The sequence below is a fragment of the Microlunatus parietis genome, from assembly GCF_013407955.1.
Classification (GTDB): Bacteria; Actinomycetota; Actinomycetes; order Propionibacteriales; family Propionibacteriaceae; genus Microlunatus; species Microlunatus parietis.
On sequence record NZ_JACCBU010000001.1, the window covers coordinates 1,338,714 to 1,350,761 of the forward strand.

The 12,048-nt window shown below is 71.3% G+C and carries 13 protein-coding genes; 6 read left to right on the forward strand and 7 right to left on the reverse strand.

Annotated features, from left to right (window positions below; translation table 11 throughout):
• Positions 1-56: 56 nt before the first annotated feature.
• Genes BKA15_RS06290 through BKA15_RS06300 form a run of 3 tightly spaced genes read right to left on the reverse strand, consistent with a single transcriptional unit; the run spans position 57 to position 2,840 of the window.
• A complete protein-coding gene (locus BKA15_RS06290; protein WP_312878842.1) occupies positions 57-809 on the reverse strand; it encodes an inositol monophosphatase family protein in 753 nt (250 codons plus the stop codon).
• 1 nt (position 810) lies between these two features.
• Positions 811-1,851 carry a PHP domain-containing protein gene (locus BKA15_RS06295; RefSeq protein WP_312878843.1) on the reverse strand — a complete coding sequence of 347 codons (1,041 nt, stop codon included), beginning with the start codon at positions 1,849-1,851 and terminating at the stop codon, positions 811-813.
• Positions 1,848-2,840 (reverse strand): pirin family protein, encoded by a 993-nt coding sequence (locus BKA15_RS06300; protein ID WP_179749073.1) that lies wholly within the window; start codon positions 2,838-2,840, stop codon positions 1,848-1,850. The genes BKA15_RS06295 and BKA15_RS06300 overlap by 4 nt, the downstream gene beginning before the upstream one ends.
• 67 nt (positions 2,841-2,907) lie before the next feature.
• Between BKA15_RS06300 and BKA15_RS06305 the strand changes: the two genes are divergently transcribed.
• Complete coding sequence (locus tag BKA15_RS06305) at positions 2,908-4,116, forward strand: PucR family transcriptional regulator (protein WP_179749075.1); 1,209 nt, start codon at positions 2,908-2,910, stop codon at positions 4,114-4,116.
• Positions 4,113-4,802 carry a hypothetical protein gene (locus BKA15_RS06310; protein WP_179749077.1) on the forward strand — a complete coding sequence of 230 codons (690 nt, stop codon included), beginning with the start codon at positions 4,113-4,115 and terminating at the stop codon, positions 4,800-4,802. Before BKA15_RS06305 ends, BKA15_RS06310 begins: the two co-directional genes overlap by 4 nt.
• A gap of 52 nt (positions 4,803-4,854) precedes the next feature.
• Here BKA15_RS06310 and BKA15_RS06315 read toward each other — a convergent pair whose 3' ends face one another.
• The 4 genes from BKA15_RS06315 to BKA15_RS06330 form a co-directional block, all read right to left on the reverse strand.
• Positions 4,855-5,631: an alpha/beta fold hydrolase gene (locus tag BKA15_RS06315; RefSeq protein WP_179749079.1), complete on the reverse strand. Its 777-nt coding sequence runs from the start codon at positions 5,629-5,631 to the stop codon at positions 4,855-4,857.
• Between the two features lie 124 nt (positions 5,632-5,755).
• Positions 5,756-6,385, reverse strand: coding sequence for a response regulator transcription factor (locus tag BKA15_RS06320; RefSeq protein ID WP_179749081.1), 630 nt, complete (start codon positions 6,383-6,385; stop codon positions 5,756-5,758).
• On the reverse strand, positions 6,382-7,416 hold the full coding sequence (locus tag BKA15_RS06325) for a sensor histidine kinase (protein WP_179749083.1): 1,035 nt from the start codon (positions 7,414-7,416) through the stop codon (positions 6,382-6,384). Before BKA15_RS06325 ends, BKA15_RS06320 begins: the two co-directional genes overlap by 4 nt.
• A gap of 39 nt (positions 7,417-7,455) precedes the next feature.
• A complete protein-coding gene (locus tag BKA15_RS06330) occupies positions 7,456-7,677 on the reverse strand; it encodes a hypothetical protein (protein ID WP_179749085.1) in 222 nt (73 codons plus the stop codon).
• A 451-nt stretch (positions 7,678-8,128) separates the two neighbouring features.
• Between BKA15_RS06330 and BKA15_RS06335 the strand changes: the two genes are divergently transcribed.
• The 4 genes from BKA15_RS06335 (at position 8,129) to BKA15_RS06350 (ending at position 12,001) form a co-directional block, all read left to right on the forward strand.
• On the forward strand, positions 8,129-9,628 hold the full coding sequence (locus BKA15_RS06335; protein WP_179749087.1) for a SulP family inorganic anion transporter: 1,500 nt from the start codon (positions 8,129-8,131) through the stop codon (positions 9,626-9,628).
• 104 nt (positions 9,629-9,732) lie between these two features.
• Positions 9,733-10,674 carry an ACP S-malonyltransferase gene (locus BKA15_RS06340; RefSeq protein WP_312878844.1) on the forward strand — a complete coding sequence of 314 codons (942 nt, stop codon included), beginning with the start codon at positions 9,733-9,735 and terminating at the stop codon, positions 10,672-10,674.
• The gene (locus BKA15_RS06345) at positions 10,671-11,699 is read left to right on the forward strand and encodes a beta-ketoacyl-ACP synthase III (RefSeq protein WP_179749089.1); all 1,029 of its coding nucleotides are present in this window, start codon (positions 10,671-10,673) and stop codon (positions 11,697-11,699) included. Before BKA15_RS06340 ends, BKA15_RS06345 begins: the two co-directional genes overlap by 4 nt.
• A 56-nt stretch (positions 11,700-11,755) precedes the next feature.
• A complete protein-coding gene (locus BKA15_RS06350) occupies positions 11,756-12,001 on the forward strand; it encodes an acyl carrier protein (protein ID WP_152364508.1) in 246 nt (81 codons plus the stop codon).
• Positions 12,002-12,048: the final 47 nt, after the last annotated feature.

Genomic DNA, 12,048 nt, shown 5'->3' on the forward strand with positions numbered 1-12,048 from the left:
CGACGCTCTCGGCCGGAGTGGGATGCCGCGAGCGGCTGGCCCCTCGGCAATGGTCGTCAGCTGGCCAAGATCAACTCGGTGGCCTCGGCGACGGCCTGCCGGGAGCCGGCCAGGTTCCAGTGCTGGCCGCGGTGCTCGACGATCTCGGCCGCGCCGCCGGCGCCCAGGACCAGGGCGGCACCGGGCAGCCAGTCCCAGAGGTTGAGGTTCTTCTGCAGGAACAGGCCGGACCAGCCGCTGGCCACCCCGGCCAGGTCGATCGACGCCGAGCCGAGCATCCGTACCGTCGCGGTGGCGGCCACCACGGCCCGCCACGGCTGGAAATGATCATCGTCGGCGAACTTGGTCGGGTGCAGATAGGTGCAGACCGAGACCCGGTCCAGCGGCCGGTCCGCCAGCTCGGCGACCGGCTTCGCGTTGCGGGACGTCGGCCGGTCCGGGCCGCCGACCCAGAGCTCGTCGCGGGCCGGATAGTAGACGGCGCCGACGATCGGCCCCTGCTCGTCGACCAGCCCGATCGCCGAGCACCAGTACGGGACCTGGGTGAGGAAGTTGTACGTACCGTCGACCGGGTCGATGTACCAGGTCCGGGCGCCGGGCCGGCTGGCGCCCTCCTCGCCGACCACGCCGTCGTCCGGCCGGTGCTCCAGCAGCCGGCCCACCACGCGTTCCTCGGCCGCGTGATCGGCGGCCGACACGACATCGGAGATCGACGTCTTGTAGTGGGTCTCGAGTCCGTCCGCCAGCATCGCCGCCGCCAGCGTGCCCGCGTCTCGGACCAGGTCGGCAGCAAGATCGGGATCGTTCACGTCACGACCCTATCGACCGGGCGGAACGGCTCGCGCACCAGTCCAGCAGCCGCTGCACCGGCCAGGTGTTGATCACTCGGTCCGGGTCGATGCCGGCCGCCTCGGCCCGTTCGCAGCCGTACGCCAGGAAGTCCAGCTGACCGGGCGCATGCGCGTCGGTGTCGATCGAGAACAGGCAGTCCATCTCCACGGCCAACTGGAGCAGCCGGGTCGGCGGGTCCCGGCGCTCCGGCCGCGAGTTGATCTCCACCGCGACGCCGAACGCCCGGCACGCCTCGAACACCACCTCGGCGTCGAACGTCGACTCCGGCCTGGTGCCCCGGTTGCCCTCGATCAGCCGGCCGGTGCAATGGCCCAGGATGTTGGTCCGCGGGTTGGCGATCGCGGTGACCATCCGGTGCGTCATCGACTCGGAATCCATGCGCAGCTTGGAATGCACGCTGGAGACGACCACCTCGAGGTCGGCGAGCAGCTCGTCCTCCGCGTCCAGCGAGCCGTCGTCGAGGATGTCGACCTCGATGCCCTTGAGGATCCGGAACGGCGCCAGCACCTCGTTCAAATCCTCGATCACCGCCAGCTGCTGCCGGCGCCGCTCGGTGGTCAGGCCACGGGCGACCGTGAGCCGCGGCGAATGATCGGTGATCGCGCAGTACTCGTGGCCGATTGCCCGCGCCGTGATCATGGTCTCGTCCAGCGGGCTGCCGCCGTCGGACCAGTCGGAGTGGCAGTGCAGGTCGCCCAGGATCTTCGCCCGGAGTTGATCACCGCCGGTGGTCAGCGGCGCCTTCGCGTCCCGCAACTGCTGCAGATAGTCGGGTACGGCGCCCGCCATCGCCTGGCCGATCACCGCCGCCGTCTTCGGGCCGATGCCGGTGAGCTTGCCCCAGCTGCCGCGCTCCTGGTGTTCCTGCCGCTCGGCCTCGGACAGCTGGTCGACCGCGTCGGCCGCCCGCCGGTACGCCTTCACCCGGTGGGTGTCGGCCCGGCTCCGCTCCAGCAGGAAGCCGATCTCGCGCAGCGCGACGACGGGGTTCATGATCATCCGGCCTTTCCATGGTCGGGGTTCTCCGGGCTTCGACGGGGCCGCGGACGAAGGCGTACCGTCGGCATCTCGGGGGCCTCCATCACGCGTTCGGTGCGATCCACGACGGGCGGGAAGCGGTCCGCCCGGTCCAGCCACTCCTGCCGGTAGCCGGCCACCTCGTCGTGGCTGCGGCCGACGAAGTTCCACCACATGACGATCTCCTCGGCGAACGGCTCGCCACCCAGCAGCAGCACTCGGCCGCCGGCCTCGCTGCGCAGGGTGAGTGTGTCCCGCCCGGTGCCGAGATAGAGAAGTTGATCATGCTCGACCTCGCGGCCGGCGATCTCGACGGTGCCGGTGATCACGAACCCTCCGTGCTCGTACGCCGACCGCAGCAGGAGGGTCAGCTCGGCGCCCGGCTGGAGTTCCAGATCGACCGCCAGCAAGGGCGTGTACGTCTCTGCCGGCGACCGTACCTCCCCGACGGCGCCGAGCAGCATGGTCCCGGACGCACCGTCGCCGGACACCGTGGGCAGCGAGCGGTGCGACACGAAGGTCGGCGCCGTGAACCGCGCCGACTCGGGCAGGGCGAGCCACAGCTGCAGACCGTGCATCGTCGGCGGCTTGTCCGCCGGCGACAGCTCGCTGTGCACGATGCCGCGGCCGGCCGTCATCAGATGCAGCTCGCCGGGCCGGACCCGGACCCGGCTGCCCAGGCTGTCGGCATGATCGATCTCACCCTCGAGCAGCCAGGTCACCGTCTGCAGGCCGGTGTGCGGGTGCGCCCAGACCCGCATGCCGGGCGCGTCGGCCACGTCCTCCGGCCCGTAATGATCAAGGAAGCACCAGGCGCCGATCATCCGGATGTTCCGGTCCGGCAGGGCCCGGAACACCTGGGTGGTCTTGCCGAGCCAGACCGTACGGCCGGTCAGCAGCAACTCCTCCGGCCCGGCGGCCCCGGACGCGGCACAGGCGTACTCGTCCGGCTTGGTCTCGACGTCACTCACGGGCGGCCTCCTCTCCCTCACGAAGCTTAGGGCGGGCGGCCGACGGCGGGTGCAATAGGCTCAGGCCATGGCCGCGACCACTCGAGGGATCATCAAGTCGCTGCTCCCCTCGGCCAAGACGCGCGCCGCGATCGGTCGTCGACTGTCGGCCGTCACCGGAGCCATGGCGACCGCCACGGTCGCCGAGATGGAGGCCCGGCACACCTGGTTCGTCCGGCTCGACGCCAAGCACCGGTCCTGGATCACGCTGGTCGCCCAGGCCGGCATCGAGGGCTTCGTGCACTGGTTCAGCGAGCCGGAGCCGGCCGGGCCCAGCACGATGGACGTGTTCGGGTCGGCGCCCCGCGAACTGGCCCGGAAGATCTCGCTGTACCAGACGGTCGAACTGGTCCGGACCACGATCGACGTGGTCGAACAACAGATCGACGAGGTGATGCCGCGGGCCGACCGGCCGATCCTGCACGCGGCGATCCTGCACTACAGCCGGGAGTTGGCGTTCTCCGCGGCCGAGATCTATGCCCGGGCCGCCGAACTGCGCGGCGCCTGGGACGCCCGGCTGGAGGCGCTCGTGGTCGACGCGGTGCTCCGCGGCGAGACCGACGAGGCCGTACTCTCGCGGGCGTCGACGCTCGGCTGGGGCTCGGCGACGACGGCCGTGGTGGTCGTCGGGCCGGCCCCGGAACACGAACCGGCGCAGGCCATCGAGTCGATCCGGCACGCCGCGACCAAGGACGGGCTGGACATGCTCGGTGCCGTCCAGGGCGACCGGCTGGCGATCATCCTCGGCGGCGCCGAACTGGCCGAGCCGGACCGGGCCGCGGCGGCGACGGCGCGCTTCGTCGACCGGTTCGGGCCGGGACCGGTGGTGGTCGGGCCGCCGGTGGATCACCTGATGGACGCGCCGGCTAGCACCCGTGCCGCCCTGTCCGGCTTCCGGGCCGCGGCCGCCTGGCCGGAGGCGCCGCGGCCGGTCAACGCCCAGGACCTGCTGCCGGAACGGGCGCTGTCCGGCGACGGGCACGCCCGCCGCGCTCTGGCCCACGACATCTACCTGCCCTTGGCAGAGGCCGGCGGCGGGCTGCTGGACACGCTGATCACGTTCCTCGACCACGGCAACTCGGTCGAGGCCGCGGCCCGCGCGCTGTTCGTACACGCCAACACGGTGCGCTACCGGCTGCGGCGGATCCACGAGGTCACCGGCTACGGGCCGACCGATCCGCGCGACGCGTACACGCTGCGGATGGCCCTCACCCTCGGCCGCCTGCTGAAGCCGTGACCCTCGATCCCCGGCGGGTCGCGGCGATCGAGGCCAGCCGGGCCTGGTACGAGCTGACGTACGGACTGCACGGGATCCGGCATGGCGTCGAGGACGGACTCTGGATCGCCCTGGACCCTCCGCCGCCGTGGCACTCGGGCGCGTTGACCTTGCGGCCCGGGCTGTCCGCGGCCTGGGTGGCCGAGCAGCTCGGCCCCGACTTCGCTCTGTCAGTCGCCGACGCCTACGCCGACCTCGATCTCTCGCGGTACGGGTTCGAGGTGCTCTTCGACGCGACCTGGATCCACGCGCCGGCGCCGACCGCCGGCCCCGTGCCCGACGGCTGGTCCGTGATCGACTCCGCGCCGGCCCTCGCCGAGTGGAGCGAACTGCACGACTATCGCGGCGTGCTCACCGAGCCGAGCCTGCGGCTGCCCGACCTGCGAGTCCTGGCCCGCCGCCGCGGCACCATGATCACCGCCGGCGCCGTGTTGCACCGGACCGGCCCGGTCGTCGCCGTCTCCAACGTCTGGTCGGCCGAGCCACCCTCGGGCTGGGCCGAGATCATGATCATGGCCGGCCGGCTGTTCCCTGGTCGGCCCATGGTCGGGTACGAGAGCGGCCGGGACCTGGCTGACGCCCGGGCCGCCGGCTTCGTCGCCGTCGGCCCGCACCGGGTCTGGCGCCCGTGTCGCGATTTCTCTTGACATCGGCGTATTCAACGTTGGAATGGCCCGGAGCGCTCCATCAGCAGTGATTTCACGACATCGGTCGGGTGAGCCAGGTGCCGACTGCGTCCATGAACGGCTCGAACCTTCCGTACCAGACCGAATGGTCGGAGTCCGGAATGATCATGGTCTCGACTCCGAATCCGCGTAGCTCTGCGGCTCTCGTTCGCCGTCGCTCCGATTCCGAACCGCCCGGATCGGCGAACACCGCGAGTGACCGGCCCGGGACGACGGGCGCCGGCGGCCGGCTTCGGAACTCGAGCACCAGGCTGACCCCGGTCGGCACGTCGAAGTCGCGAGCCGACGCCTCCTCGGCCAGCCGGTCGGCATCGGTCCAGGTCGGGCGCCGCGCGCGGAGACCGTCCAGGGTGCGGTTCACCTTGTTCTGCGACCAGCCGTCGATCAGCCGAGCCCGCTCCTTGGCAAGATCCTCCCCCGCAAGCCGGTCCGCCGGCACCGGATCCTCGCCGGGCGCGCCGACCGTGGCGTCCACGTAGATCGCCCGCTCCGGCTGCAGCGCGTCGAGACTCAACGCACCGATCGCGCCGCCGATCGACTGGCCGATCAGCACCGCAGGTCTGGCGGGGACCGAACGGGCCAGCGCCTCAACGCAGGTCTCGAACGTCGCTTCGGGATCCGGGTCCGAGCCGCCGTGACCGGGAAGATCAACGGCGAGCGCCCGGTAACCCAGGTCGGCCAGCGCGGGCCCGACCCGGTGGTACTGCCGCCAACTGCCCATCAGCCCGTGCAGCAGCACGGCCACCCGACCGCCGGCGCCCCATTCCCGGTAGTGCAGCTCGCCGCCCATGCGGAACACCCTGCCAGGTCGGGCGCCCCAGACGTCGCCGAGCGGACCCGTTGACCGGCAGATCGTGGCTCGAACAGGGTCAAGTCGTCCGCTCGGCGGGTGTCCGGACCGGGGTCGGCGTGGGTTACGGCAGCAGTCCGTGGGACATGGCGGTGGTGACGGCTGCCGTACGGTCGGAGACCTCCAGCTTGCTGAAGATTCGCAACAGGTGGGACTTGACCGTCGCCTCGCTGATGAACAGGGCCCGGCCGATCTCGGCGTTGGTCTTGCCGGTGGCGACCAGCGACAAGACGTCGAGCTCGCGGCGCGACAGTTGGGCCCGACCCGGATCGCGGACGCGCTTGACCAGGCGGGACGCCACGGACGGAGTCAGCACCGTCTCCCCGGTCGCGGCCGCTCGGACGGCGTTGACGAGGTCGGCGCGGGAGACGTCCTTGAGCAGGTAGCCCGCCGCGCCCGCATCCACGGCGCGCAGGATGTCGGCGTCGGTCTCGTACGTGGTCAGGACGACCACCGCTACGCCGGGCCGTCGCTGCAGGATCTGCTCGGTCGCCGCCACTCCGTCCATCCGCGGCATCCGCAGGTCCATCAGGACGACGTCGATCTCCTGCTCCGCGATCGCGTCGACCGCCTCCGCGCCGGACGAAGCCTCGGCGACGACGGTGATGTCCGGCTCGGCCTCCAGCATGCCGCGGACACCCTCCCGGACGATCGCGTGATCGTCGGCGAGGAGCACCCGGATCGGCCCGCTCACCACGGCACCTCCACCGTCACTGTCGTTCCGGCACCGGGCCTGCTGTCGAGGCGCAGCGTGCCGCCGATGTCCTCGGCCCGCTTGCGCATCCCGGCCAGTCCGAAGCCCGAGCGAGGCTCCTCCGGGTCGAACCCCGTACCGTCATCGGTCACGCTGAGCCGGACGGTGTCCGCCGTCTCGGACAACTCCACGGTGACCTGCCGCGCTCCCGCGTGCTTGCCGATGTTGGCCAGCGCCTCCTGCGCAGACCGGAGCAGGACCACCTCGACGGCCGTCGACAACCCGTCGATGTCCTGCAGCCGTACGGTCACCTCGGCCGATGTCTGCGCCCCGACGAGGTCGGCCCGCCGCCGGATCGCCTCGGCCAGTGTGCCGGACGCGAGCGGGCTCGGCGTCAGCGTGGCGACCATGGCACGGGCCTCGGCCAGATTCTCGCGCGCGGTCTCGGTCGCCAGCGCCAGGTGTCGCCGGGCGGCCGGGAGATCGGCCTCCAGTTCGGACTCGGCCGCCTGAACCAGTGTCACGATGCTGGTGAATCCCTGGGCGAGCGTGTCGTGGATCTCGCCGGCCAGCCGGGTCCGTTCGGTCGCGATGCCGGCTTCACGGGATAACAGTTCCACCTGTTCCCGGCTGGCCTCCAGCTGTTCGATCAGCTGCGCTCGTTGGTTGCTCTGTTCCATCATCTGACCTATCCACAAGCCGAGCAGAATCGCCGATCCGCCCACGGCCAGCCCCATGATCAACGAGGTCGGCAGGAAGCGTGCCTCGGGTCCGGCCCGGAGCACCAGCATGATCGACGGCAGCGCGGCGGAGACCGCCGCGAAGATCACCGCCACGCGCAGCCGGCACCCCAGGAACACCATCGGGAACACCAGGCCCCAGCCGACGGGGATCATCGGCTGGAACGCCAGGCCCGCCGCGAAGATCACCAACGTGACGACCGTGAACAGCACCGGCACGTTCCGGGCGTCCGGCCCGAGGTGCCGCCTGCCGTAGCCGCGGTACCACGCATACAGCCCGAGCAGCGCCACGGCAGCGCCGACGCGTTCGACGACCGAGCCCGCCTGCGGTCAGGCGGCCGATCGGCCGCGTCGGGCGAGGGTGACGAAGAAGACTCCGGCGTACGTGCCGCCGAACCCGATCGCCGCGCACCAGGCTCCCCAGACCAGGCCGGCGGCGGCATCGCCAGTGAAGATCATCGGGAACAGGCAGCCGAACATCATGGCGATGGCGGCCGCCAGTCCGCCGCTCGCCGCCGCGTCCCCGTGGATACTGATCGTCGATCGGCTCACGATCGATTCCTTTCGCTCGACTCGACGCCGGACCTGACGTCCGGCTCGGCTCAAGCGTCTCGTCGGTGGGATACCGAGCGGTAGGACCGGGCGATGGAACCGGATTCCACCGATCGGTGGATACCGGTGCCGGCCGAGGTGTGTCTGCCAGGCTCGGTCCCGATCAACCGTCCGGCTGGCCGGGATCAAGATCAATCCGTTGCGTCGAACGGCATGATCACCGGCACCGCCGATCGATGCTGCAGACACCGTACGAGGACAAGATCGGCTTCGGCGACCTGAAATCTCGATTCCGGGAACTCGTCCGCAGGTCGCCGAGTTGTCAGGGCAGATGCCGGGCTCGGGGCCGGCCGGCCAGCGACTGCGGAGACGGAGGCCCCGATGATCTTGTCCGACCCTGTGATCTTGTCGAGCCCGGTGCCGGCCGGACGACGGAATCCATGATCAACTGATGCTCACGGCGTCCGACGAGACCTCCGCCGGCGCTCGATCACTCCGGTCGATCCTGCGGCACGATCTGCCGGCCTCGCTGGTGGTCTTCCTGATCGCGATCCCCCTGTCGCTGGGCATCGCCGCCGCGTCCGGCGCGCCCTTGATCGCCGGCCTGGTCGCGGCCGTCGTCGGCGGCGTCGTGGCCGGCGCGCTCGGCGGTTCGGTACTCCAGGTCAGCGGACCGGCGGCCGGGCTGACCGTGGTCGTGGCCGGGCTGGTTGACCAGTTCGGCTGGCCCGCCACCGCGGCGATCACCTGCGCCGCCGGCCTGCTGCAGATCCTGCTCGGCGTGACCAGGATCGGCCGGTGGGCGCTGTCGCTGTCCCCCGCCGTGGTGCACGGGATGCTGGCCGGGATCGGCCTGACCATCGCGTTCCAGCAGCTGCACGTGGTGCTCGGCGGCGCGGCGCAGAGTTCCTTGATCAAGAACATCGCCGAGCTGCCCGGCCAGATCGTCGGTCACCACCCGCCGTCGGTCCTGATCGGCCTGCTGACGGTGGCGCTGCTGCTGATCTGGCCGCGGCTGCCCAGGGCCAAGGCCGTGCCCGCGCCGCTGGTCGCGGTCGTCGTCGTGACCGTGGCGGCGGCGGTGCTGGCGCTGCCGGTGGAGCGGGTCCAGCTGCCCGACGACCCGCTGCGCAGCCTGATCCCGCCGGTGCTGCCGGCCGGCGGCCCGGTGCAGATCGCCGTCGCGGTGCTCACCATCGCGCTGGTGGCGAGCGTGGAGTCGCTGCTGTCGGCGGTCGCGGTGGACAAGCTGCACCGCGGTCCGCGGGCCGACCTGGACCGGGAGCTGGTCGGCCAGGGTGCGGCCAATGCGATCTCCGGTCTGCTCGGCGGAATGCCGGTGACCGGCGTGATCGTACGCAGCTCGACCAATGTCGCCGCCGGTGCCCGGAGCCGGGCCGCCGCGATCCTGCACGGGGTCTGGATCGCGATCTTCGTCCTGGCCGCCGGGACGCTGCTGGAGTCGATCCCGATGGCCGCCCTGGCCGGGGTGCTGCTGGTCACCGGAGTGAAGCTGATCCAGCTCGCCCACATCCGAACCCTGCGCCGGCACGACGAGCTGGCGGTCTACCTGATCACCGGCCTCGGCGTCGCCGGCTTCGGGTTGGCCGAGGGCGTGCTGGCAGGGTTGGTGGTCGCGACCGGCCGGGTGCTGCACCGGCTGGCCCGGGCGACGGTCACCGCGACCGAGCATGAGGGCGTGTGGACCGTCCGGCTCCGCGGTTCGCTGGTGTTCCTCGGCGTCGCGTCGCTGGTACGGACGCTGCGGTCGGTCCCGGTCGGCGCGCCGGCCCGGATCGAGCTGGGCGTGGACCACCTCGACCACGCCGCGTACGAGGCACTGCAGGACTGGCGTCGCGGGCACATCGCCCGCGGCGGCACGGTCGACCTGGACGACGCCGCGGTGCAGGCTGCGCTGACCACCCGGACGGGCCGACCGGCGTCCGAGTGAGAGCGAGATCACCCCTCCGTTCACCCCTTTGTAGGGTTCCCACAACCAGCCGAGAGGACTTTCGTGATGTCCCGGTACGGCGATCGGAGGCGCGGCGAGAGAGAGTGGGGACCGTGCTCGCGATCGTCGCGCCCGGACAGGGCGCCCAGACCCCCGGCTTCCTGAGTCCCTGGCTCACGGATTCCACGTACGTGAGCGACCTGGCCCGGCTGTCCGAGGTCGGCGGCCTGGACCTGGCCCACTACGGGACCGAGGCCGACGCCGAGGCGATCCGGGACACCGCGGTGGCGCAGCCGCTGCTGGTCGCGGCCGGCGTGCTGGCGGCCGGCCGACTGCTGGGCGCCGGGCCCGCCGCCGATGTCGTGGCCGGCCACTCGGTCGGCGAGCTCACGGCGGCTGCCGTCGCCGGTGTGATCCCGGCCGTGCAGGCGATGCTGCTGGTGGCCGAGCGCGGCCGGGCGATGGCCGAGGCCGCCGCGGCGACGCCGACCTCGATGACCGCGGTGATCGGCGGCAAGCCGGACGAGGTGCTGGCCGCGATCGAGCGGCACGGACTCACCCCGGCCAACAACAACGGCCCCGGCCAGATTGTCGCCGCCGGCACCGTCGAGCAGCTGGCCGCCCTGGCCGCCGACCCGCCGGCGCGGGCGCGGCTGATCCCGCTCAGCGTCGCCGGCGCCTTCCACACCACGCACATGGAGCCCGCGGTGACCCGGCTCGCCGCCGTGGCCGGCGGCCTCGACCCGAAGGACCCGAGCACGCGGCTGCTCTCCAACGCCGACGGAGCAGAAGTCGCCGACGGCCGCGAGGTGCTGGACCGGCTGGTCCGGCAGGTCGCCGCGCCAGTCCGCTGGGACCTCTGCCTGGAGACCCTGGCTGGCCTCGGCGTCACCGGTCTGCTGGAACTGCCGCCGGCCGGCACGCTGACCGGCATCGCCAAGCGGAACCTCAAGGGGGTCGAGTTGTTCGCCCTGAACACGCCCGACCAGCTCCCCGAGGCCCAAGCCTTCGTTCAGCAGCACGCGAACCGGGAGGTCAGTCGATGAACGACGCAGCCACCAGCCCGACGCTCCAGATCTCCCGGGGCGCCGATTACTCGAGGATCCTCGCGGTCGGTGGCTATCGACCGCGCCGTTCGGTGACCAACGCCGAGATCTGCACCATGATCGACTCCTCGGACGAGTGGATCCAGACCCGCTCCGGGATCAAGGAGCGGCGCTGGGCCGAGCCGGACGAGACGATCCAGATGATGGCCGTCGCGGCCGGCCGGCACGCCCTGTCCAAGATCGACTTGGCGCCGGGCCAGATCGACGCGGTGATCATCTCCACGGTCACCCACTTCCACGCCACACCGGCGATCGCGACCCGGATCGCGGCCGAGCTGGGCGCCAAGGGTGCGGCCGCGTTCGACATCTCCGCCGCCTGCGCCGGCTTCTGCTACGGCGTCGCGATGGCCGATTCCATGATCAGGACCGGCACCGCCCGGCACGTCCTGGTGATCGGCGTCGAGCGGCTCAGCGACATCACCGACAAGCATGATCGCGGTACCGCGTTCCTGTTCGCCGACGGCGCCGGCGCCGCCGTGGTGGGGCCGAGCGAGACGCCCGGCATCGGGCCGGTGGTCTGGGGCTCCGACGGTGATCAGGCGGACTTGATCACCCAGACCGCCGCCTTCGACGAGGCCGCTCGCCAGGTCGGTCCCACCCATCAGGACTTCCCGACGCTGCGGATGGACGGCAACCCGGTGTTCCGCTGGGCGTCGTACACGATGGCAAAGGTGGCCGCCGAGGCGATGGACCGCGCCGGCGTCACTCCGGATCAGATCGACGTGTTCGCCCCGCACCAGGCGAACCTGCGGATCGTCGACGCCATGTTCCGCGCCCTGAAACTGCCCGAACGGGTGGTGATCGCCCGGGACATCGAATACCAGGGCAACACCTCCGCAGCCTCGATCCCGTTGGCGATCGACGCCCTGCTCGCCTCCGGCGAGGCGCACAGCGGCCAGATCGCGTTGATCATCGGTTTCGGGGCAGGCCTGGTCTACGCCGGGCAGGTGATCGTCCTTCCCTAGCGACGATCAGGACCCGCAACTCTCACGTACCACCCAGACAAGGAGACCATCGAGAAATGGCCACCACTGAAGAGATCCGCGCCGACCTCGCCGAGATCGTCAACGAGGTCGCCGGCGTACCGGCGGACGACGTGGCGCTGGACAAGTCGTTCACCGATGATCTTGACGTCGACTCGCTGTCGATGGTGGAGATCATCTATGCCGCCGAGGAGAAGTTCGGCGTGAGCATCCCGGATGAGGAGGCCAAGAACCTCCGTACCGTAGGCGACGCCGTTGCCTACATCGAGCGCGCGTCGTCGTAACCCGCTACGCGCCGGTTCGCCGGGCCACGGCAACACCCCGCCGGGCC

Bases quoted from the DNA above. Each gene is read 5' to 3' on its own strand.
- BKA15_RS06295 (WP_312878843.1), bottom strand. From the start codon at position 1,851: ATGATCATGAACCCCGTCGTCGCGCTGCGCGAGATCGGCTTCCTGCTG.
- BKA15_RS06305 (WP_179749075.1), top strand. From the start codon at position 2,908: ATGGCCGCGACCACTCGAGGGATCATCAAGTCGCTGCTCCCCTCGGCC.
- BKA15_RS06315 (WP_179749079.1), bottom strand. From the start codon at position 5,631: ATGGGCGGCGAGCTGCACTACCGGGAATGGGGCGCCGGCGGTCGGGTG.
- BKA15_RS06335 (WP_179749087.1), top strand. From the start codon at position 8,129: ATGCTCACGGCGTCCGACGAGACCTCCGCCGGCGCTCGATCACTCCGG.
- BKA15_RS06345 (WP_179749089.1), top strand. From the start codon at position 10,671: ATGAACGACGCAGCCACCAGCCCGACGCTCCAGATCTCCCGGGGCGCC.
- BKA15_RS06350 (WP_152364508.1), top strand. From the start codon at position 11,756: ATGGCCACCACTGAAGAGATCCGCGCCGACCTCGCCGAGATCGTCAAC.